The organism is Neisseria sp. HMSC061H08 (genome assembly GCF_001836795.1).
Lineage (GTDB): Bacteria > Pseudomonadota > Gammaproteobacteria > Burkholderiales > Neisseriaceae > Neisseria > Neisseria subflava_A.
Map to the genome: position 1 here is coordinate 51343 of NZ_KV830577.1, position 22536 is coordinate 73878.

The window sequence follows — 22536 nt, forward strand, 5'->3', positions numbered from 1 at the left end:
AAGGCCGTCTGAAACTTTTCAGACGGCCTTTTGTTTATACAAAAACTTCCACAAATTCTAATATTTTCAATACTGACCAATTCAGATCTGTTGCGGTTGCAATAAATTAGGAATTATCCAACCTGCTTTTTATGGTTAAAAAAGATTGAGTGGGCTATTCTTAGCTAAATAACAAGGCTAACTGCTTTGACAATGATCCATCAACAATTGAGTCATAAAAACTAATTCTACCGTTTCGATTTCAAGTTTGCCATCTACTCATCTATCGACATTTCAATACCAAGCTGCTTATCTTCAGGTAAATAAAAAAGCACAACATTTCGTTGTGCTTTTTCTTAATGAACCCACATTACTTGTTTTTTTGCGAACGAAGGTAGTCCAAAGTTTTCAGCTGGGCAATGGCTGCTGCCAATGCTTTGTGCGCTTCGGCCAGAGATTTATCATCTTTGGCTGCAGAAACACCTGCCTCGGCTGCTTTCTTAGCTTCTTCAGCACGTGCCTGATCCATTTCGGTACTGCGAACGGCAACGTCTGCCAATACGGTAATCTTGTCAGGCTGTACTTCTAAAACACCGCCGGAAACGGCAACCAGCACTTCTTCAGCTTCACCCGGAACAGTCAAACGCAATGCGCCGGGGCGTACCAAACTCATAATCGGCTCGTGTCGTGGATAAATACCAAGCTCACCTTGAACGGTCGGAACCACCACAAAGCTGGCTTCGCCCGAATAGATGTTTTGCTCGCTACTGACCACTTCAACTTGCATGACGCTCATGCCGACCTCCTTAGTTTAAGGTTTTCGCTTTCTCAACTGCTTCTTCGATACCGCCTACCATGTAGAACGCTTGTTCAGGCAGATGGTCGTATTCGCCGTTCAAGATGGCTTTAAAGCCGGCAATGGTATCGCGCAGGGCGACATATTTGCCTGGAGAACCTGTAAACACTTCTGCAACGTGGAACGGTTGAGACAGGAAGCGTTGGATTTTACGGGCACGCATTACAGTCAGTTTGTCTTCGTCAGACAATTCGTCCATACCCAGAATGGCGATAATGTCGCGCAATTCTTTGTATTTTTGCAGAGTGGACTGTACACCGCGCGCTACGTCGTAGTGTTCTTGACCCAATACCATCGGATCCAATTGGCGTGAAGTAGAATCAAGCGGGTCAACTGCCGGGTAAATACCCAAAGAGGCAATATCACGGCTCAATACGACGGTGGCGTCCAAGTGGGCGAAAGTTGTCGCTGGAGACGGGTCAGTCAAGTCATCCGCAGGTACATATACGGCTTGGATGGAAGTAATGGAACCGGTTTGGGTAGAGGTAATACGCTCTTGCAAACGACCCATTTCTTCAGCCAATGTCGGTTGGTAACCCACTGCAGAAGGCATACGGCCCAACAGTGCAGATACTTCGGTACCGGCCAGAGTGTAACGGTAGATGTTGTCAACGAAGAACAATACGTCGCGACCTTTACCGTTTTCGTCTTTTTCGTCACGGAAGTATTCGGCCATGGTCAAACCGGTCAAAGCAACGCGCAGACGGTTGCCCGGAGGTTCGTTCATTTGACCATACACCATGGCTACTTTATCCAATACGTTGGAATCTTTCATCTCGTGGTAGAAGTCGTTACCTTCACGGGTACGCTCACCCACACCTGCGAACACGGACAGACCGCTGTGCGCTTTGGCGATGTTGTTGATCAATTCCATCATGTTCACGGTTTTGCCCACACCGGCACCACCGAACAGACCTACTTTACCGCCCTTAGCAAACGGACACAGTAAGTCGATCACTTTAATACCGGTTTCCAGCAATTCGGTAGTTGAAGACAACTCGTCGAATTTCGGAGCAGTTTGGTGAATGGCGCGGCTCTTGTCGGTATCGATCGGACCTGCTTCATCAACAGGCGTACCCAATACGTCGACAATACGACCCAATGTACCTTTACCTACCGGCACAGTGATTGGCGCACCAGTATTGCTTACAGACATGCCGCGTTTCAGGCCGTCTGAACTACCCATTGCAATAGTACGGACAACGCCGTCACCCAGAAGCTGTTGAACTTCCAGAGTCAGACCGTTCTCGTCCAATTTCAGGGCATCGTAAACATGCGGGATAGCGTCACGTGGAAATTCCACGTCAACCACCGCACCAATAACTTGTACGATTTTGCCTTGGCTCATTATCGTATCCTAATTTCCTGTTCAGGCTTCAGACGGCATTAAACTGCCGCTGCACCTGCTACAATTTCTGACAATTCTGTGGTAATCGCGGCTTGACGCGATTTGTTGTACACCAAGCGCAATTCTTTGATGGCATTGCCTGCGTTGTCGGTTGCGGCTTTCATCGCTACCATACGCGCGGCTTGTTCAGATGCCATGTTGTCGCTCAATGCCTGATAAACCACAGACTCTAAATAGCGGCGAACCAAATATTCCAATACGGCGATAGGACTCGGCTCGTAGAGGTATTCCCAAGTAAATGAAGAATGACCTGTTCCGTCGTCAATAACGTTTTCACCGATAGGCAGCAAAACTTCCATACGCGGCTCTTGGCGCATTGTATTGATAAAACGTGAGTAAACCATATGGATACGGTCTAATTCATGTTTCTCATAACGTTGGAAGATTTCGGTCAAAGGGCCAAGCAACGCTTCCATTTTCGGGGTATCGCCCAAATTGGTTGCACTGGCAATAACGTTTAAACCGATGCTTTGGCATGCAGCCAAACCTTTACTACCCAGGCACACGACTTCGACTTCGATGCCTTGTTCCTGATACTCTTGAACTTGCGCCAAAAACTTTTTCAGTACGTTTGCGTTCAAGCCGCCGCACAAACCTTTATCCGAGGTAATCAAAATGAAACCGGCACGACGCACTTCGCGGTGCGGCTCCAACAATTGGATACCATGATCGGCATTGGTCTGTGCAAGATGGCTCATCACTGTACGCACTTTTTCGGCGTACGGACGCGCTAAGCGCATCCGGTCTTGAGTCTTCCGCATTTTAGAGGTCGACACCATTTGCATCGCTTTAGTGATCTTTTGGGTATTTTGAACACTACGGATTTTGGTGAGAATCTCTTTTCCGACTGCCATTTCAGACTCCTTTCATCTCAATACTTATGCTTGGTAAGCGTAAGAAGATTTGAAAGATTTCATGGCTTCGGTCAATGCTTTTTCGCTTTCGTCAGACATTGCGCCTGATGCATTAATCGCATCCAGAACCTCAGGATGTTGCGTACGTACGAAACTCAGGAATTCTGCTTCGAAAGCCAAGGCTTTGGATACCGGAACATCTGCGTAAGAACCGTTGTTGATCGCCCACAAAGTCAATGCCATTTCGGCAGTGTTCAATGTGCTGAATTGTTTTTGTTTCATCAATTCAGTAACCACTTCACCGTGTTGCAGCTGTTTGCGTGTTGCTTCGTCCAAATCGGAAGCAAATTGTGAGAACGCCGCCAATTCACGGTACTGCGCCAACGCCAAACGGATACCGCCACCCAGTTTTTTGATGACTTTGGTTTGTGCCGCACCACCTACGCGCGATACGGAAATACCGGCATTGATTGCAGGACGGATACCGGCGTTGAACAAGTCGGTTTCCAAGAAGATTTGGCCGTCTGTAATCGAAATTACGTTGGTTGGTACGAATGCTGATACGTCACCGGCTTGGGTTTCAATAATCGGCAACGCAGTCAGAGAACCGGTTTTGCCTTTTACTTCGCCATTGGTCAGTTTCTCAACTTCGTTTTCGCTGACACGGGCTGCACGTTCCAACAGACGGGAGTGCAGGTAAAATACGTCGCCAGGATAGGCTTCACGGCCAGGTGGACGGCGCAGCAGCAGGGAAATTTGACGGTATGCAACGGCTTGTTTAGACAAGTCATCGTATACGATCAATGCATCTTCACCGCGGTCACGGAAGAATTCACCCATGGTACAACCGGAGTAAGGAGCAATGTATTGCAGCGCAGCGGCTTCAGAAGCAGTCGCAGCAACCACGATAGTGTGTTCCATTGCGCCATGCTCTTCCAATTTGCGCACTACGTTGGCAATAGAAGATGCTTTTTGACCGATAGCCACATAAATACAGATAACGCCTGTACCTTTTTGGTTAACGATGGCATCCAGTGCTACGGCTGTTTTACCGGTTTGACGGTCACCAATGATCAGCTCACGTTGGCCACGACCAACCGGAACCATAGAGTCAATGGCTTTCAGGCCGGTTTGCATGGGTTGGTCAACCGATTTACGCGCAATCACACCCGGTGCGATTTTTTCGATTGGAGCAGTCAAAGTTGTATTGATTGGACCTTTACCGTCGATAGGACGACCCAATGCATCAACTACGCGGCCAACCAATTCGCGACCGATTGGCACTTCCAAAATACGGCCGGTACAGGTAACTGTATCGCCTTCTTTAATGTGTTCGTACTCACCCAACACTACGGCACCGACGGAGTCGCGCTCCAAGTTCATGGCCAGACCGAAAGTGTTACCGGGGAATTCGAGCATCTCACCTTGCATCGCGTCTGACAAGCCATGAATGCGCACAATGCCGTCTGTAACAGAAACAACGGTACCACGGGTACGCACTTCTGTATTGACGGACAGATTTTCGATTTTGGCTTTAATCAAATCGCTAATTTCAGCAGGATTAAGCTGCATGAAAACTCTCCTAATTTGTCATAGTCGCATACAAAGCATTCAGTTTGCCTTGTACGGACAAATCCAAGACCTGATCACCCACTTCTACTTTGATGCCGCCGATTAATTCAGGGGCAACTTTAGTTACCACATCCAATTTGCTGTTGAAGCGTTTTGTCAGGATATCGGTAACATCGGCCAGCTGCTGAGAACTGAGCTCATACGCGCTGTAAATTACTGCCGATTTCGTATTGTTGTGTATCAAGGTCAAATCTTGATATTGGGCATAAATTTCCGGCAATACCAGCAAACGCTTGTGCTCGGCCAAAACGGTAATAAAATTTGCCAATTCGACATTTTTGATACCGACAAGACCTTTGAGCGTTTCTGCCTTTTCGGAAGCTCCCGTTTCCGGCTGCTCGATGAAAGCAATGACTTTCTCATCCTGAACAACCGCTGCGAGTTCTTTCAGTTCGCCCAACCAAGACTCGATTTGGTTTTTTTCCTGAGCCAGACTAAACAATGCTTTCGCATAAGGTCTGGCAATCGTTGCGAACTCTGCCATAAGATTACAGCTCCTGTTTTAAGGCACTGAGCAGATCTGCATGTTTGGAAGCATCGACTTCTTTACGCAGGATAGATTCCGCACCTTTAACAGCCAATGAAGCGACCTGTTCGCGCAACACTTCGCGTGCACGGTTAACTTCTTGCTCTACATCAGCTTTTGCTTGGGCTGCAATGCGTGCTGCTTCATGAGAAGCTTGCTCTTTGGCTTCTTCTACAATTTTTGCAGCACGTTTTTCGGCGTTGGCAACCATTTCGGTTACCTGATTACGCCCTTCGGCCATAAGTTCTGCAACTTTTTTCTCTGCCTGCTCAAAATCGCTCTTACCGCGCTCGGCGGCAGCCAAGCCCTCAGCGATTTTTGCGGCACGCTCATCCAATGCTTTGGCAATCGGAGGCCATACGAATTTCATCGTAAACCAAACCAAGCCAAAGAAAACTAGGATTTGCGCAAATAAGGTTGCATTAATATTCACGTTACTTAACCTTCGTATCTGGGTTAATCAAACAGACGGCAAGCCTGTATCTGAACGGATCGCTCCGTCTTGATTACGCAGCACCAAACGGGTTAACGAAGGCGAACAACAGGGCAATAGCCACACCGATCAAGAAAGCCGCATCGATCAGACCAGCGATCAAGAACAGTTTGGTTTGCAGCGGACCGATCAGCTCAGGTTGGCGAGCAGAAGATTCCAAGTATTTAGAACCAACCATTGCGATACCGATAGAGGCACCCAATGCGCCCAAGGCAACGATCAAACCACATGCGATAGCAATCAAACCCATTTTTAAACTCCTTAAAATAGTAAAGGTTAAACTACAAAAAACAAACTACGAAAAAACTACTTGATTAGTGTGCATCATGCGCCTGTCCGATATATACGAACGCCAACGCCATGAAAATAAATGCCTGCAAGGTGATGACCAAAATGTGGAAAATCGCCCAAGCCAAACCAGCAATCAGGTGGAACACAAATAAAATCGGATCCAAAGTTTCGACACTACCAGTTGACGCCCATGCACCGCCCAACAGAGCGATCAACAGGAACACTAGCTCGCCGGCATACATATTACCAAACAACCGCATACCGTGGGATACGGTTTTGGACAAAAACTCTACCAAGTTCAGCAGGAAGTTGGCCGGAGCAAGCCACGGACCGAAAGGTGCGCAGAACAACTCGTGAACCCAACCGCCAAGGCCTTTGATTTTGACATTGTAGTAAATACAGATCAGCAATACGCCAATCGCCAGAGCCAAAGTCGTATTCAAGTCAGCAGTCGGTACGACGCGCAACAGGGCATGATGATTACCGGTAATGCCTTGCCATGCCATCGGCAGCAAATCAACCGGCAGCATATCCATGGCGTTCATCAAGAGAATCCAGACAAACAAGGTCAGACCCAATGGTGCAACAGCTTTACGCGATTGTTCGTTATGGATAATGCTTTTACACATGTCATCCACGAATTCGAACAGAATTTCAACAGCCGCTTGGAAACGACCGGGAACACCGGCCGTCGCTTTTTTGGCACCGCGCCACAAAAGGAAGCTGCCGATTACGCCCAACAGAACGGCAAAAAAGATTGCATCAAGGTTAATGAACGAAAAATCAGCAATGTTTTTCAGTCCTTGACCCTGAGTAACATCCGACATACTGGTCAAGCTTTGCAAGTGGTGCTTGATGTAGTCGGCAGCGGTCATAGTTTCACCTGCCATAGTGTTTCACTCTCAACAATACTAAAAAAACCAAATGACTGACGCTGAGCAACCCCAATAAGAATGGGAAAAATACCAGCGATTGATGCCATATCGCAAAAACGACCGACATAGATACCAGCGACAGCACTACTTTTAAAACCTCTCCGCCGACAAACATCGAACTTTGCAGATCGGGATTACGGCGGGAAAACTTTAAAAGTAAAACTGCAACCAGGGTAGGCAAAATGTACGAAAATCCTCCCGCCAAAGCAGAGAGGAAGCCGGGCAATCCGGAAAATAACGCACAAACAACTGAAATTATTAATAATACAATCACTTGCAATGGGACTATCTGATTCATTGTACTTTGTACCCCAAAAAGCAAGGCAGGCTAATATAATCAAGAAGTTTGTTAACGTCAAGCAATATGTTAATCTTTGTGAACCTTTCACAAATAAATGATTAACACATATAAAACAAATCTTTGCTGGAATGGAGTTTAACACAAATTACATGTTGCTACACAGATTTTACAGAAGATTTTGATTTGTATTGTAAACATCTGTACGACCAGTCCTTTTATCAAAAATTCAGGCCGTCTGAAAAGCTTTTTTCAGACGGCCTGTTCTGTTTATAAAGCCGTTAGAACGCTTGATTGATGCCTAACTGCTTCAGCAAATATTCGAATGTTTCCGGCGTATCAAAATGCAGCACGATTTTGCCTTTTTTCTGATTGCTGGTTTTGACTTCGGCATTAACACCCAAATGCTCGGTCAATGCATCATTGATGCGGCGGATATCCGGGCTGATGTTTTTGGCTGCTTCGGGCTTGGCTTTTTGATGTGCCAACTGGCTGCGGCGTTCTACTTCGCGCACCGACCAGCCGTTTTTGACGGCTTTTTGCGCCAATTCCAATTGATCGACTACATGCAAGGTCAGCAACGCACGGGCATGACCCATTTCCAGACGGCGTTGGTAAAGCATTTCCTGAACCGGCTCAGGCAGGCTCAGCAGGCGCAGGCTGTTGGAGATGGCGCTGCGGCTTTTACCGACGGCTTTTGCGATGGTTTCGTGGGTCAGGCCGAATTCGTCGGCGAGGCGTTTCAAACCTTGCGCCTCTTCAATCGGATTCAGGTTTTCACGTTGCAGGTTTTCAATCAAACCCATGGCCAACGCGGTTTCGTCGCTGATGGTTTTGATGACGACGGGAATTTCGGTCAAACCGGCCAACTGGGAAGCACGCCAACGGCGTTCGCCGGCAATCAATTCATATTGAGACAGACCACGTTCGCGTACGATAACCGGCTGGATAATACCTTGCGCTTTAATGGAGTCAGCCAATTCCTGCAAGGCTTCGTCATCCATTTGCACACGCGCCTGATAGCGGCCGGGCTGAATATCGGCGATGGCAACCGTTGTCAGGCGGTCGCTACTGCTGCTATCCACCGCATTGGATATCAGCGAATCCAAACCGCGTCCCAATCCACCTTTTGCTTTTGCCATATTGTTTTCCCTTTCAGACGGCCTCAATGTTGAAATGACGTATTCTATCGGATATTGCCGCTTTACGACAATTTGAATCACGATGATTTGACCCTTGCCGTTTATTTACGGAGCGAAACCGCAAACATGCCCCTTAAAGCATTGCTTAAGCGGATTTCTTCCGCATTTTCCAACATAGAACGCGTGATGTGGGTTTCCTTGATTGCATCCGCACCTAAAAGCCGCGGCTGCTTCAATACCGCTTGGCGCATTACCCCGTTCAAAATATCCAAATTCAAAGACGGCGTAAGCCATTGTCCCTGATATTTGATAAACACATTGCTTCTTCCGCCCTCTAACAACAGGCCGTCTGAATTGAAAAACAAGCTGTCAAATGCGCCCTGCCCTTCTGCCGTTTTCCACGCTTGGTCAAACATTTCACGGCGCGTGGTTTTGAAACGGCGCAGATAATCGCGTTGGCTTAATGTGTACTCACTCAAGATGACGTATTGTTGTTCACTCAATTCAGAAACAGCCGCATGGCTCAATGCAAGGCCGTCTGAAAACAAGGCGACTTTGACTCTAAATAACCCTCTTGGCAACGCATCTATATAATGTTGGATTTGCTCTATTGCGTTTTCAGGCCAAGTCAGGTTGAGTGCTTGCGCCGAGCTGTTCAGACGGCCCAAATGCAAATCAAGCAAACGGCATTGTTTGTCTTCCACGCGCATGGTTTCAAAAATACCGAAATCAGGCCGCAATTCATTGAGGAAGCGCGCCTTCCAACCGCACTCGCGATATTCGGCCTCCGGATCGCTATCAATCACAATCCCCGAACCCACGCCATAAACACCTTGATAAAGGCCGTCTGAAACCGGTTTCAGAGATAAAGTGCGGATCACGACATTAAACACGCCTTCAAACCCCAAACCCGTATCACACGGATGCAAAAAGCCGATGCTGCCTGTGTACAAACCGCGCGGCTCAGATTCAAGGGACTCAATAATCTGCATACTCATGCGTTTGGGTGCGCCGGTGATACTGCCGCACGGGAAGGCTGCACGGAGAATATCGGCAACCGAAACACCAGCCAGCGCCTGCGCTTCGATGGCACTGGTCATCTGCCAAACACTGCCGAAACAGGAAACTTTAAACGGTTCAGGCACGCGTACTTTGCCTGTTTGCGCGATTTTGCCGAGGTCATTGCGCAACAAATCGACAATCATCACATTTTCGGCGCGGTTTTTCGGGTCGTTTTGCAATTCAACGGCGCGGCGTTCATCTTGACCGTCAAGAAGAATCGGCGCAGTGCCCTTCATCGGCTCAGTTGTAATCAGGCCGTCTGAATCGATTTTGAGGAAAAGTTCGGGAGAAAAACACAAAGTCCACGCCTCCTGCCCTGCCCCGTCGGGCAGACAAGACAAAACGGCATACGGCACAGGCTGGCGCAAGCGGCGGTAAAGCTGGATCGGATTGCCGTAAGTTTGCAGGTGCAGTCGTGCGGTGTAATTGATTTGATAGGTATCGCCGCGGCGGATGGCTTCGTGGATTTGACGGATATGCTCGAGATAATCGGCTTCGGATACGGAGAATCGGGGAGTGGAAATACCTGCCTCAAGGCCGTCTGAATGATAGGTCAGCCAGTTTTCGGCATCGATTTCGGAATAATCGGCAAACCAGTGCAAACGCAGACTGCCACTGCGGCCAGACGGAATATCCATCAGCGGCAATCCGAATTCGTAGTCTGCAAACAACACTGCATGCAAACCCTTTTTCCAGCCGGCTTGCAAAATACTTGTTAACGAATCCAGTTCGTTATGATAAAACCGATGGCTTTCTACATGATTTTGATAGAGTTTTGCTCGGCCGCTCACGGCATCGTCAAACAGGGCGAAATAAGGCATGATTGCTGTACAAATAGGCTGATTATACGCTGCTTTTACATAAGTTAGCAGACAAATTCAAAAAAAGCACTCAAATGTAATTTTATGTAGTCGAACGAGGCATAAAAGGGTAGAATCAAACCATACCACACTATATCATTTAAAACTTAATCGATAAGGAGACTTTATGGCAGACCACCAATTAGAACCGTTCGAGAATGTTGAACTGGGCGAGAAACAAGACCAGCTGCAAGTATTCGAAAAGGCTGTTTTGGAACACGAAGGACGCGGCACTGACGAGGATTCCAGCAGCGCACCGCTTCCTGCCAATTACCCGTACAAACAACGTATGCGCCGTTCTGTTTACGAAAAAGAAAAACAGAAGCTGCAAATCGAATTATTGAAAGTACAAAGCTGGGTTAAAGATTCCGGCCAACGCATCGTCAGCCTGTTTGAAGGCCGAGATGCAGCCGGTAAAGGCGGTACCATCAAACGCTTTATGGAACATTTGAACCCGCGCGGCGCACGCGTTGTCGCACTGGAAAAACCGACCACTACCGAACGCGGCCAATGGTATTTCCAACGCTACATCCAAAACCTGCCGACCGCAGGCGAAATGGTATTCTTCGACCGCTCATGGTACAACCGTGCCGGCGTAGAACGCGTCATGGGCTTCTGCGAACCTAACGAATACCTGCTCTTCATGCGTCAAACCCCTGAATTGGAACGCATGCTTGTTGCCAGCGGCATCCACCTGTTCAAATTCTGGTTCTCCGTATCCCGTGAAGAACAACTCCGCCGCTTCATCTCCCGTCGTGACGACCCCCTGAAACACTGGAAACTGTCCCCCGTGGACATCCAGTCGCTCGACCGCTGGGACGACTACACCGAAGCCAAAAACGCCATGTTCTTCCACACCCACACCGGCGACGCGCCTTGGGTCATCATCCGCTCCGACGACAAAAAACGCGCACGTTTGAACTGTATCCGCTACTTCCTGCACCAGCTGGACTATCCGGGCAAAGACGTGAAAGCCATCGGCAAAGTGGACGATAAAATTGTTTTGATTCCCGATACACGTTACAAAGAAAAAACCGTAGACATCGGACACGATTAATTCTTAAAGCATCAAAGGCCGTCTGAAATTTCATCTTTCAGACGGCCTTTTCTTAATCCTCACGATTCCAATACGTTTTTTGTGCGAATACCAATTTATTGTCAGTGAATTTTACATTATCCAAATTCAACGCCCAGACATCACTTTTCATCACCCTAGCGGCAGGATGCGCTTTGTAAAATAAAGACTGCGCCGCTTTCAAATCCGCTTCATCTTTAATCAAAGCGGCAGTCGCCGCAAACTGAACACCGCTGATTTTCGTGATACTGTCAGGCTGACCGGCGATGGTACCGGCTACTTTGGCAGAACGGCTCATCAGTCCGCCATGCTTTGTTTTCAAAGAAGTCAGCACAATCAGGCGGGCATTGGCTTCATCAAACACATAAAAACAACAAGCCGCCCAAATTTCGCCGTCTGCCGCAGCGGCAATACTGACGACATGATGATTGCTCAAAAATTTAACGATATTGGCAGGAATCGCTTGCATGATTTTTATCCTCTTTCTCAGTGTATTAAATTTATTTTCAGGCCGTCTGAAACATCAGCCCTGCCAGCGCGGCGCATCGGTTTGAACAATACCGAACAAGTCCAAAGCATGAGACACGCTGTGCGTAATCATATCATCAATGGATTCGGGCTTCTGATACAGAGCCGGAACGGGAGGAAACACAATGCCGCCCATCTCTGTTACACGGCGCATATTGTCGATGTGTGCCAAGTTTAACGGCGCTTCACGCACCATCAACACCAGCCTGCGCCGCTCTTTCAACGTTACATCCGCCGCACGGCTGAGCAAATTATCGGCAAACCCGTGAGCAACCGAAGCCAAAGTTTTCATTGAACACGGCGCAATCAACATTCCGTCCGTCAAAAACGAACCGCTGGCAATACTTGCCCCGACATTACGGACAGAATGCACGACATCCGCCAAAGCATAAACGTCTTCTTTGGTGTAATCCGTTTCCAAAGCGCGGGTCATCTCCGCCCCTTGCGAAACCACCAAATGCGTTTCTACCTGATGCTCACGCAAAAGCTGCAAAGCCTTCACGCCATACTGAAAACCGCTGGCACCGCTGATGCCGACAACCAAACGCTTCATTGTATTTCCCTGTCTCGGCCTAAAAATAAAGGAAAGGCAGATTCTCAAGACGAAAAAATAACCGCTAAAAAGCGGTTAGATTTTCTAATGTGGTGCCGACAGCGAGATTTGAACTCGCACAGCCTACGGCCACTACCCCCTCAAGATAGCGTGTCTACCAATTCCACCATGTCGGCATAAATCAAATTGTCTTACTGCTGCTGAGGATTCGGAGCAACAGGAGTTGTATTGTTTTGTGCAGGCGTTGCAGGCTTAGGAGCCTGTTGGGTCTGCTTCACATCGCTGAAGTCTAAACCGTGCTTATTGGAGTGGGTGTGAATATACACCATTGCCATGCAGGTCGCAAAGAAAAATGTTGCAGCAACGGCAGTCGAGCGGCTGAGGAAGTTGGCATTACCGGCAGAACCGAATACGCCTTGCGCGCTACCGCTGCCGGAACCGAATGTTGCGCCGGCATCCGCACCTTTACCGTGTTGCAGCAATACTAACACGATTACGAATAGAGCGGAAATAATATTAATAATCCAAATAAGGGTTTTAAAGGCTTCCATATGTTTTCTACGAGGCTTGTGCTGCGTTGATGATGGCGGTAAAGGAGTCATAGGATAATGACGCGCCACCAACCAATGCGCCGTCTACATGAGGTACTGCGAAGATGTCGGCTGCGTTATCCGCTTTCACACTTCCGCCGTAAAGAACGCGGATTTTAACATCGCTTCCGCACAAAGACAAGATTTCTTTGTAGATAAATGCGTGCATGTCGGCAATTTGTTCGACGGTGGCGACTTTGCCTGTACCGATCGCCCAAACCGGCTCGTAGGCAACGGCGATGTTTTTGGTGTTCAAACCTTGCAGGATGGAAAGCTGATGGGCAATGACTTCGTGTTCTTTACCGGCCTCGCGCTCTTCCAGGCTTTCGCCGACGCACAACAATGGAATCAGGCCGACGTTGAGGACGTTTTCCATTTTGCGGCGTTGGATTTCGTTTTTCTCGCCGAAATAAAGGCTGCGCTCGGAGTGGCCGATGAGGACGATGTCTGTACCGATGTCGGCAAGCATTTCGGCGGACACTTCGCCGGTGTACGCGCCGTTATTCGGGAAACGGCTCACGTCTTGCGCACAGGTCAAGATGCGGTTGTTCAAAACGATTTGCATGGCGTTGTGCAGTTGCAACAGATACACGGTCGGGGCGGCCAGGCCGATTAATACGCGTTCGGCGGTTGGCATGACGCGGAAGCGGTGCATAAGTGCATTGTTGTTTTGGAGTCGGCCGTTCATTTTCCAGTTGCCGATAACCCATTTTTGATCCCACATTCCGATTTGGTGATACATCTTTATTGCTCCGTGTGTTGGTTGTTGCTTGTTGTAGCGTGGTGTAATGTGAAAGTTTAGTGGATATATGTGCGCTTGGCAATTATTAACAAGCCTTGAGGCCGTCTGAAAGATGGCACACTCTCCGACAAGGATTTATAATATATGTTTCGATAAAATTAAGAATTGAACGGAGCACAAATATGGACTTTGAAAAAGCGCGTTTCAATATGGTTGAACAGCAGATTCGTCCGTGGGATGTCTTGGATTTCGACATTTTGGATGCTTTGGAGGAGATCGGGCGCGAACATTTCGTCGGCGAGGCTTTTCAAGGCTTGGCCTATGCGGATATGGAGCTGCCGCTGGCCAACGGCCATAAGATGTTGGAACCCAAAGTCGTTGCCCGCCTGGCTCAAGGTTTGAAACTGAAAAAAGACGAAACCGTCTTAGAAATCGGTACAGGCTCAGGCTATGCAACCGCCCTGCTGTCCAAACTGGCCGGCAAAGTCATTACCGACGACATCGATGCCAAGCAACAGCAACGTGCCAAAAAAGTCTTGGACGAATTGGGCTTTGCCAACGTCGATTATGTGCAAAACAACGGCCTGACCGAAGCATCGCAAGGCGCGCCTTTTGATGCGATTTATGTAGGCGGCGCAGTAGACCGAGTGCCTGAAATCTTAAAAGAGCAATTGAAAGACGGCGGCCGCATGGTCATCATTGTCGGCCGCAAACCGGTACAACACGCGCTTTTGCTGACACGCAACGGCAATGAGTTTTCCGAAAAAGTATTGTTCGACACCGTCGTGGCCCACTTGGAAGATAAATCGGCTAATCCGTTCGGCGATTTCGATTTTTAAACAACAGGCCGTCTGAAAGTTCAGACGGCCTCATGCTTTTATCCCCACCTTTATGACCGACATCATCCAACTCCCGCCCACCGAATTGAAGCAATGGCAGGAAGAAGGCCGCGCATTTCATCTGCTCGACGTCCGTACCGATGAAGAACGCGCCATCTGCACCCTGCCCGCTGCCATTCATATTCCGATGAACCTCATCCCCCTGCGCCAAAACGAGCTGCCCGACGATGATTTACCCATTGTTGTCTATTGCCACCACGGCATCCGCAGCCTGCACACGGCAATGTATTTGGAAGACGCCGGATTTGAAAACCTTTACAACCTGCAAGGCGGTATTGATGCTTGGGCGGAGCAAATCGATGCCAAGATGATGCGGTATTAAATTGCTTTTATGAATAAAAGGTCGTCTGAAATTGGGTTTCAGACGGCCTTTGCGATTATTTCACAAACCGTGCATCTGCCATAAACGGCCGTGTAGCAGCTGGTTTGGCCGAATAGAAGCGGGAGAAAGTGCTATCGATTTTGGTTTGTATCGGTTTACCGTCCAATGTTGCCGATGCTTCCAATTTCACGCCACCGCCACTGGTTTCGCCCAATTTCATATTTGGGAACGTCAGTTTGGCAATATTGAGTTTCACATTTTCCACTTTGGTATCGGGAGACATCAGCTGTTTGCCGACCGGACGGATTTTTTCACCCTCATCATGAGGCGCGGCACCACCGTTATCGTCAACCACGCCGATATTAATCAATCGGGCAGCTGCCAAGTCCATCTTGCCGTTTTTAACCGGAATACCGACAAACAGTTTTACGCCGCGATGAATGAACGTATTGTCCCGCCACTGAGTTTGACCCTCTCTCGGCGGTTTGGTTTCCGCCGCCACCGAATAAGTACGGCCCATAATCATCAATTTATAGCCCGGAATTTTTTTCGACCCCAACCCATCGGCAATATCTTCAACCAACTGCGGCGCAGTCAAATCTTCATTTGCCAAAATACGGGCCGATGTTTCTGCCAGATAAGCAGGTTTGCCGTTTATGGTCAATGCTTGTTCATGGCCGAAATCAGCTGCAAATGCAGGTATGGCAGCTAAGGCGGCCAATGTCAAAATACCGATGCGTTTCATCGCTTACTCCTGATGTAGAATATGGTTAGACTATTTATCCGAAAAACTCGGACAAATCTTAGACGAAACCATATTATTCTATAAATGATATAGATTATCAACAATATTTATAATACGGACAATATAAAGGCCGTCTGAAACCAAGTTTCAGACGGCCTTTCCAATCTGGTTTAAAACCTATATTCAGCCTGTAAAGCGTTTGAATACCAATGTGCCGTTGGTACCGCCAAAACCGAAGGAATTAGAGATGGCAACGTCGATTTTCGCGTCGCGCGCTTCGTTGGCGCAGTAATCCAAATCGCAACCGGCTTCAACGTCTTGTTCAAAGATGTTGATGGTCGGTGGAGATTTTTGCTCGTGTACCGCCAACACGCTATACAACGCTTCCACGCCGCCGGCCGCGCCGAGCAAGTGTCCGGTCATGGATTTGGTGGAGTTAACAATGACTTTGCGCGCATGATCGCCCAAAGCGCGTTTGAGGGCTTTGGTTTCGTTGGCATCGCCTAAAGGAGTCGATGTACCGTGTGCGTTAACGTAATCAACGTCTTCAGGATTCAGACCGGCATCTTTCAGGGCGCGGGTAACGGCCAATGCAGGACCTTCTTCGTTAGGCGCGGTAATGTGGTAAGCATCGGAGCTCATACCGAAGCCGACGATTTCGGCGTAAATTTTCGCACCGCGTTTTTTCGCGTGTTCCAATTCTTCCAACACCAGCACGCCAGCACCTTCGCCGATAACGAAACCGTCACGGCCTTTGTCCCACGGACGGGAAGCGGTAGCAGGGTCGTCGTTTCGGGTGGAAAGTGCCTTCATGGCGGCAAAACCGCCAACGCCCAAAGTGCTGATCGCGCCTTCTGCACCTCCGGCAATCATCACATCCGCGTCGCCGTATTTAATCAGTCGCGCAGAGTCGCCGATGGAGTGTGCGCCGGTTGTACAGGCAGAAACCATGCCGTAGCTCGGGCCGCGGTAGCCTTTGAGGATGGTTACATGGCCGGAAATCAGGTTAATCAGCGAGCCTGGGATAAAGAAAGGATTGATTTTGCGCGCGCCGCCTTCGAGTACGGCTTTGCCGGTTGCTTCAATGCTCGGCAGACCGCCGATACCGGAGCCGATGTTGACACCGACACGATCTTTGTCGAGGGTTTCCAAATCGTCCAAGCCTGAATCATTGATGGCTTGCAGGGCGGCGGCGATACCGTAATGGATGAACACGTCCATGCGGCGCGCTTCTTTCGCGCTGATGTATTGGCCGATATCGAAATCGCGCACTTCGCCGGCGATTTGGCTGTTGATGTCGGATGCGTCAAAGCGGGTAATCCGTCCGATGCCGCTTTTGCCTGCGAGCAGATTGCTCCATGCGGTGGCGACGTCGTTGCCGACCGGTGATACTTGGCCAAGACCTGTGATGACTACTCTTCTCTGACTCATGATAATCTCGCTGTTGGTTGTCGGGATTTTCGCGGCAGACTTGCTCTTTTTCTTCGAGAAAACGGGCAAAACTCATGCCGTCTGAAATTTCAGGGGTTTGATAATAAGGTAAAAGCCTCTATTGCGATGGCGCAGCAGAGGCTGGGTGTTTGAGGCGACCGATTAGCCTTGGTGGGCGTTGATGTAGTCGATAGCCAATTGTACGGTAGTGATTTTTTCAGCGTCTTCGTCAGGGATTTCGCAGCCGAAAGCTTCTTCCAAAGCCATCACCAGTTCTACGGTGTCCAGAGAGTCAGCACCCAAATCGTCTTGGAAAGAAGATTCGTTTTTCACTTCGGCTTCGTTTACGCCCAGTTGTTCAGCAACAATTTTTTTAACTTGTTGTTCGATGTTTGACATATCAGTCGTTCCTTTTCGCCTTGCGGCAGGTTGTTTAAGAGAAATAATTCGTCGGTATTGTACCGAATTCGGATAGAGTTTTCCATCTAATCCTGCATTTTAGCACAGATTATTCAGTAAAAACCTGTTGTTGCGCATATTAGCATAGGCTAATTTTAACCTACAAGCAGGAAATTGTTTTTATTTGATATCATAGGGTTAAGTTTTATTATCATGAGTCGCGGCCGTCTGAAAATCCTAATTTCGGCTTCTCAAACGGCTTTAATGCAATTTCAAATATTTCCTCCAATTATTTTTCCAAACTGCCCACATCATCCGTCTCACGATATTCCAGCCCGTCCAATGCCGCAAAATGCCGCTTGCCGCATTCGATTTTCAGCCTCTCATTTTGGCGTAGTTTGTCCGTATCCACACCAGCCTGAATGCCTTTGCCAGTATTTTTAGTTTCTGCAACAAAGTACACTTTGCCCTGAACCTGTTTTACCACTGCCCAATCGGGATTGTAATTGCCCAGTGGGGTAGGGATTTTGAACCAGCCTGGCAGTTTGAAATAAAACGCTACACCGCCTTCATGGTCAGCATCATAATGCTCGCAATCGGCGGCAAAGTTTTTTTCCGTTCCGGAATCCAATGGGATATAGTTTTCGCAAATGGTTTTTTGCGGATTACTTACTGCAAATGTAAAGCTGTTCTCATAAAACTCAATACCTTCACGCACCATATTTTCCAACAGCTTTTGGTCATACACTTTGCCGGTTTGTTCATACTCGATTCCTGCCGCCATCAATGCGTACAGGCTGCGGTTTACCGCTTCGGCAGCAAGGTCGATGAAGCGTTGCGGATTACCAGCTACATCTTTCAGACGGCCTGACTGTGTGATGATTTCGTACACCGTGCGCCGCGTCAGCCCCGTCTTTTTTTGAATCTCGCCGAGTATGTCCGGGATATCCCATTGAACGTCCATTTCACGGCTGCGGCTGGCAATTTCAACTGTTTCGATACCGTAGGTTTGTGATTGTTTTAATTGCGCCTTGCGGACGCGGATTCTCGGCTTTTGGATTTCTGGCAAGTTTGCTACTGCCTCCGAAGCTTGTTTAATCAATTCTTCCGTATCAAAGCGCACGCGGTAGCGCGTTTTGTATTTCAACCTCTCCCAAATTGCCTGAAATTCAGGATCGAGCGGAAAATCTTTGCGGAATAGCTGTTTTTTCTTCTTATTGCCGTCCTTGATGTTTTCGGCGGCGAAGGTAATGCCGCATTCGTCTTCGTATTCCTTTTGCAGGTTGGCGGCAAACGATTCGTAGCTTTCGTTCGGAACCACGGTTAGCACATTCACTTTTTCATCACGCACGCGCCGCCCTTTCTGATTAACGGCTATACGCAGCCCGCGCCCGATTTCCTGCCGCTTTTTCAGCGGCGAGCGGGTTTCGTTGAGCGTGCAGATTTGGAATACATTGGGGTTGTCCCAGCCTTCTTTCAGCGCGGAATGGGAAAAGATAAAGCGCAGCGGGCTGCCGAAGGAAAGCAGGGTTTCCTTGTCGCGCATAATGAGGCGGTAGGTATCGTTGTCCGCCTGCGTTGTGCCGTCGGTGTTTTTCAGACGGCCTTTCTTGTCTTGCGAGAAATAGCCGTCGTGTACGCCCGCCGTATCGGTGCTGCCTGAAAGCTCTCGATAGATTTCTTCAAACCAAAGGGCAAACTTACCTGCTGTTCCATCTGCTGTGCGGTAATTCTCCACGCGGTCGATGAAAAACAGCGACAACACCTTAATCCCCAGCGGATCCAGCCGTTTCTCCTTCGCCAAATGCTCCCTTACCGTTTCGCGGATTTGGTTTTTCATGATTTCATCGCGTACAGCATCGCCGTCTCCGCCGCGCGTAATGGTTTTACCGCTTGAGAACGCCAATTCCTGATTATCGAAATCCATACCGTCAATGATAAAACCGTGGCGGTAGGCTTCATTGCCGCCCGATTTTTCAAACAAATCGTCTCCCGATTTGACGGATACCTTTTTCTTCTTGGTTTCCTTTTTATCCTGATAATGAATGTTCAAATCGGCTTTCAGACGACCTTTGGCCGCCTGCTTTACTTCCAGCAGCTCCGCAAATGCGCCGTTCACATCGTTTTCCGCCAATACCGGCAAGACTTCGATTTGCTTTACCAGCTTCAAATTGTATGCCTGAACGGGATTCAGGCTGTAAACCTTGTGGTAAGGGTTTTTATGCGTTGCCGAATAGCGCAGGGTAAAGAGCGGATTGAGCGATTCCAAGGCATTCAGACGGCCTTCCGTTTCCATATTTTGCGGCTCGTCGATAATGACGATGGGACACGTTTCCTGAATAAACTTAATCGGCGCTTCCCCGCTTTCGTTTACCTTATTGATAACGTTTCCGTCTTTTTCAAACGACTGGATGTTGATCACCAAAATCTCGATGTGGTCGTTTACCGCAAAAGCGCGCAAGTCCGACAGCCGCGTGCTTGAATATTCCGAATAGCGCATCACGGGCCTGCCAAACACCCCGTCAAAATGCGCCTTCGTAATTTCCAAACTTTTCAACACGCCTTCACGTATCGGCACGCCCGGCACGACAATCACAAACTTCTTCCAGCCGTAGAGCTTGTTCAATTCGCAAACCGTACGCAGATAGACATAGGTTTTGCCCGTACCCGTTTCCATTTCCAGGGAAAAATTCAGCCCGTGCGCGCCGATTTCCGTTTCAGGCTGTCCGTTTTGCTTTTGCACTGCATTTAGATTCCTGCCTAGCGTTTCCCAATCCAAATCCAAGCCGTTGCCGACAAACCACCCCGTCCCCTGACTGGTCAAATCAAATGTCCGGGCATGGTTTGGTTGTCCTGCAAAAAGATTCGCAACGGCATTTACCGCATCAAGCTGATAGGGCAGTTCTTCAAATTTCAGTTCCATCGTTTTCTCCCTACACACACTCGAACATCACGCCCGCATCTTTCATCTGCAATACGGTATTGCTTTTGAGTGCGTCGTCGCCCTCGAACAGCCTGTCCAATGCCGCCACCTTGACGGGATGCTTCGCCAGCACGGCATCAATCAAACCTTGATTCACGCGTTCCAGCAGGAAAGCGTACAGCCCGCCCGTATCCTCGTCTTCCACGAAATACACGTCGTCTGAAAACGAAACCTTGCAAGTCAGCTTCAAACCCATACGCAGCATCAATTCGTAGAGCAGGTTTTCAGACGACGTTTCAGACAGTACGGAATCGATATTCAACGACAATTCGCGTTGCAGGGCTTCCGTATCGGCCTGCTCGGGCTGCCGCCATTGTTTGAAACCGCTTTCGGCAAGTTTGAAAACTTTAAAACCCGTATCTGTTTCCGATCCGTCTTGAAGGCCGTCTGAAATCTGCCTGCCCGCGCGGCGGATGCGTTCTTTGGCGATTTCGGCAATCGTGTTGAAACCCGCCTTGCGCGCTTCGGACTTTTCGTCGGTTTCTTCTGGGAGCTGGACACAGATGAAACGGCGGCTGCCACCGTCTTCGGCATTAAGCTGCATCACGGCGTGGGCGGTAGTACCGCTGCCGGAGAAGAAGTCTAGGATTAGATCATTTGGATTTGAACCAATTTTTAACATTTGTAACAATAAAGTTGTTGGCTTCGGTGTGTCGAACGGCGCTTTTGAATTAAATAAACTTTGCAGCTCCTTGTTAGCACCATCATTATGTCCTACTTCCTCAAAGTTCCACCAAGTTGTTGGCACTCTACCTTGTTGTACTTCATTCAAATACCGTTTTAATTGTGGAGCACCTAATCCATCTTTACCAAAAAAAATACGATTTTCTTTTAACCAAATTTCCATTGTTGATTGACTTGCTCTCCAAGAACTACCTTGTGGCGGAAAAAATTCTTCTCCTGTATTTGGGTTTCTAATCGGATAAACAGCACTGGCCGAAAACGACTTAACCAACAAATTATCACTTCTCCATAAACCTTTTCCATCTCCATCATCATTTTTGTATGGCTTATTTTGCGCTTCTGTTCGCGGTAATAAATTTCTCTCAAATTCAGAACCTTTTTGATAAACAATAATGTAATCATGCAATGTAGAAAAACCCTTTGCATCATTTGTTGCAGCGTATTTCTTTTGCCAGATCAAATTAGCTAAAAAATTCTCCGCTCCAAACACTTCATCACACAACAATTTCAACTGCGCCTGTTCGTTGTCGTCAATGCTGATGAAAATCACGCCGTCTTCGCGCAGCAGGGTTTTCGCCAGATGCAGGCGCGGCAGCATCATGGAGAGCCAGTTGCTGTGGTAATGGCCGCTGTCTTTGCCGTTTTTGCGCCACGCGCCTTGGAATACGCCGTCGCGCTTCAGGTAGCCCGCGTCGTCGGTATCGCCCACGCGGCGGGCGTATTCTTCGCGGCTTTCGGAGAATTTGTCGGGATAAATAAAGGAGTCGCTGCCGGTATTGTAGGGCGGGTCGATGTAAATCATCTTCACGCTGCCGGCGTAGGATTTTTGCAGGATTTTCAGTGCTTCGAGGTTTTCGGCTTCGATAAACACGTTTTGCGTGCCGTCGAAATCTGCGGATTCTTCTTTGCAGGGAACGAGGGTGCGGGAAGTGGGGCTTTGCAGGTTGAGATAGGCGGCGGTTTTGCCCGCCCAATCCAGTTGATAACGTTCGCCCGCGCCAGCAAGGTTTTCTGCGCCGAGGACGAGCTTGAGCTTTTCAAAGTCGATTTGGTCTTCGCAAAAGACTTCGGGAAAGAGTTGTTTGAGTTTTAATATATTGTTTTGTTTGAAATTATTTTCTAAATCGTGTATAATTTCGGTTCGGTTCGGTTCGGTTCGGTTCGGTTCGGTTGCCATAATTGCGTCTTCCATCAATGATTACTTACAAAGTGTCCATTTTATCGGGATATGTTGAAAGTTAAAAGAAAA

Annotated in this window: 23 protein-coding genes and 1 tRNA gene; 3 read left to right on the plus strand and 21 right to left on the minus strand. The window is 48.4% G+C overall.

The genetic code is table 11. The features are described 5' to 3' along the window. Positions 1-349: 349 nt before the first annotated feature. The 11 genes from HMPREF2675_RS07545 to HMPREF2675_RS07590 all read right to left on the minus strand — a co-directional run bounded on the left by HMPREF2675_RS07545 (position 350) and on the right by HMPREF2675_RS07590 (position 10297). A complete protein-coding gene (locus HMPREF2675_RS07545) occupies positions 350-775 on the minus strand; it encodes a F0F1 ATP synthase subunit epsilon (protein ID WP_036492070.1) in 426 nt (141 codons plus the stop codon). 10 nt (positions 776-785) lie between these two features. Beyond that, positions 786-2183, minus strand: a complete 1398-nt coding sequence (gene atpD, locus HMPREF2675_RS07550) for a F0F1 ATP synthase subunit beta (protein WP_003748111.1) — start codon at positions 2181-2183, stop codon at positions 786-788. A gap of 38 nt (positions 2184-2221) precedes the next feature. Beyond that, positions 2222-3097 (minus strand): F0F1 ATP synthase subunit gamma, encoded by an 876-nt coding sequence (atpG, locus tag HMPREF2675_RS07555; RefSeq protein WP_036492073.1) that lies wholly within the window; start codon positions 3095-3097, stop codon positions 2222-2224. A 24-nt stretch (positions 3098-3121) separates the two neighbouring features. Then, complete coding sequence (atpA, locus tag HMPREF2675_RS07560) at positions 3122-4669, minus strand: F0F1 ATP synthase subunit alpha (protein WP_003748105.1); 1548 nt, start codon at positions 4667-4669, stop codon at positions 3122-3124. 10 nt (positions 4670-4679) lie between these two features. Continuing rightward, entirely contained in the window at positions 4680-5213 is a 534-nt protein-coding gene (locus tag HMPREF2675_RS07565) for a F0F1 ATP synthase subunit delta (protein ID WP_070814614.1), read from the minus strand. 4 nt (positions 5214-5217) lie between these two features. After that, entirely contained in the window at positions 5218-5688 is a 471-nt protein-coding gene (locus tag HMPREF2675_RS07570; RefSeq protein ID WP_003708446.1) for a F0F1 ATP synthase subunit B, read from the minus strand. Between the two features lie 73 nt (positions 5689-5761). Beyond that, complete coding sequence (atpE, locus tag HMPREF2675_RS07575; protein ID WP_003676106.1) at positions 5762-5998, minus strand: F0F1 ATP synthase subunit C; 237 nt, start codon at positions 5996-5998, stop codon at positions 5762-5764. A 64-nt stretch (positions 5999-6062) separates the two neighbouring features. Next, positions 6063-6929 (minus strand): F0F1 ATP synthase subunit A, encoded by an 867-nt coding sequence (gene atpB / locus HMPREF2675_RS07580; RefSeq protein WP_070814615.1) that lies wholly within the window; start codon positions 6927-6929, stop codon positions 6063-6065. After that, complete coding sequence (locus HMPREF2675_RS11070) at positions 6919-7272, minus strand: ATP synthase subunit I (RefSeq protein WP_080974643.1); 354 nt, start codon at positions 7270-7272, stop codon at positions 6919-6921. The genes atpB and HMPREF2675_RS11070 overlap by 11 nt, the downstream gene beginning before the upstream one ends. A 281-nt stretch (positions 7273-7553) precedes the next feature. Further along, positions 7554-8414: a ParB/RepB/Spo0J family partition protein gene (locus HMPREF2675_RS07585; RefSeq protein WP_070814616.1), complete on the minus strand. Its 861-nt coding sequence runs from the start codon at positions 8412-8414 to the stop codon at positions 7554-7556. A gap of 101 nt (positions 8415-8515) precedes the next feature. Continuing rightward, on the minus strand, positions 8516-10297 hold the full coding sequence (locus tag HMPREF2675_RS07590) for a bifunctional chorismate-binding protein/class IV aminotransferase (RefSeq protein ID WP_070814617.1): 1782 nt from the start codon (positions 10295-10297) through the stop codon (positions 8516-8518). A 166-nt stretch (positions 10298-10463) separates the two neighbouring features. Between HMPREF2675_RS07590 and ppk2 the strand changes: the two genes are divergently transcribed. Then, positions 10464-11393 (plus strand): polyphosphate kinase 2, encoded by a 930-nt coding sequence (gene ppk2 / locus HMPREF2675_RS07595; protein WP_036492084.1) that lies wholly within the window; start codon positions 10464-10466, stop codon positions 11391-11393. 52 nt (positions 11394-11445) lie between these two features. On the opposite strand, the gene HMPREF2675_RS07600 is transcribed toward ppk2, so the two are convergent. From HMPREF2675_RS07600 to tpiA, 5 genes are all read right to left on the minus strand, one after another. Beyond that, positions 11446-11880, minus strand: a complete 435-nt coding sequence (locus tag HMPREF2675_RS07600) for a PNPOx family protein (RefSeq protein ID WP_070814618.1) — start codon at positions 11878-11880, stop codon at positions 11446-11448. Between the two features lie 54 nt (positions 11881-11934). Further along, positions 11935-12492, minus strand: coding sequence for a UbiX family flavin prenyltransferase (locus HMPREF2675_RS07605; protein WP_049323108.1), 558 nt, complete (start codon positions 12490-12492; stop codon positions 11935-11937). A 90-nt stretch (positions 12493-12582) separates the two neighbouring features. Next, positions 12583-12668 (minus strand) — tRNA-Leu (locus HMPREF2675_RS07610). A 15-nt stretch (positions 12669-12683) separates the two neighbouring features. Then, positions 12684-13043: a preprotein translocase subunit SecG gene (gene secG, locus HMPREF2675_RS07615; protein ID WP_036492092.1), complete on the minus strand. Its 360-nt coding sequence runs from the start codon at positions 13041-13043 to the stop codon at positions 12684-12686. Positions 13044-13050: 7 nt separating this feature from the next. After that, complete coding sequence (gene tpiA, locus HMPREF2675_RS07620) at positions 13051-13824, minus strand: triose-phosphate isomerase (RefSeq protein WP_004519014.1); 774 nt, start codon at positions 13822-13824, stop codon at positions 13051-13053. A 182-nt stretch (positions 13825-14006) separates the two neighbouring features. Between tpiA and HMPREF2675_RS07625 the strand changes: the two genes are divergently transcribed. Together HMPREF2675_RS07625 and HMPREF2675_RS07630 are read left to right on the plus strand one after the other, a co-directional pair. After that, complete coding sequence (locus tag HMPREF2675_RS07625) at positions 14007-14663, plus strand: protein-L-isoaspartate O-methyltransferase family protein (protein WP_070814619.1); 657 nt, start codon at positions 14007-14009, stop codon at positions 14661-14663. 52 nt (positions 14664-14715) lie between these two features. Further along, positions 14716-15045 (plus strand): rhodanese-like domain-containing protein, encoded by a 330-nt coding sequence (locus HMPREF2675_RS07630; RefSeq protein ID WP_070814620.1) that lies wholly within the window; start codon positions 14716-14718, stop codon positions 15043-15045. Positions 15046-15100: 55 nt separating this feature from the next. Here HMPREF2675_RS07630 and HMPREF2675_RS07635 read toward each other — a convergent pair whose 3' ends face one another. From HMPREF2675_RS07635 to HMPREF2675_RS07655, 5 genes are all read right to left on the minus strand, one after another. Next, positions 15101-15790: a hypothetical protein gene (locus HMPREF2675_RS07635; protein ID WP_003748074.1), complete on the minus strand. Its 690-nt coding sequence runs from the start codon at positions 15788-15790 to the stop codon at positions 15101-15103. Positions 15791-15973: 183 nt separating this feature from the next. Then, on the minus strand, positions 15974-17221 hold the full coding sequence (fabF, locus tag HMPREF2675_RS07640) for a beta-ketoacyl-ACP synthase II (protein ID WP_070814621.1): 1248 nt from the start codon (positions 17219-17221) through the stop codon (positions 15974-15976). A gap of 162 nt (positions 17222-17383) precedes the next feature. Continuing rightward, positions 17384-17620, minus strand: coding sequence for an acyl carrier protein (gene acpP, locus HMPREF2675_RS07645; protein WP_003679644.1), 237 nt, complete (start codon positions 17618-17620; stop codon positions 17384-17386). Positions 17621-17909: 289 nt separating this feature from the next. Then, on the minus strand, positions 17910-20543 hold the full coding sequence (locus tag HMPREF2675_RS07650) for a restriction endonuclease (RefSeq protein ID WP_070814622.1): 2634 nt from the start codon (positions 20541-20543) through the stop codon (positions 17910-17912). Between the two features lie 10 nt (positions 20544-20553). Further along, complete coding sequence (locus HMPREF2675_RS07655) at positions 20554-22479, minus strand: site-specific DNA-methyltransferase (protein WP_283127811.1); 1926 nt, start codon at positions 22477-22479, stop codon at positions 20554-20556. Between the last annotated feature and the right edge of the window lie 57 nt (positions 22480-22536).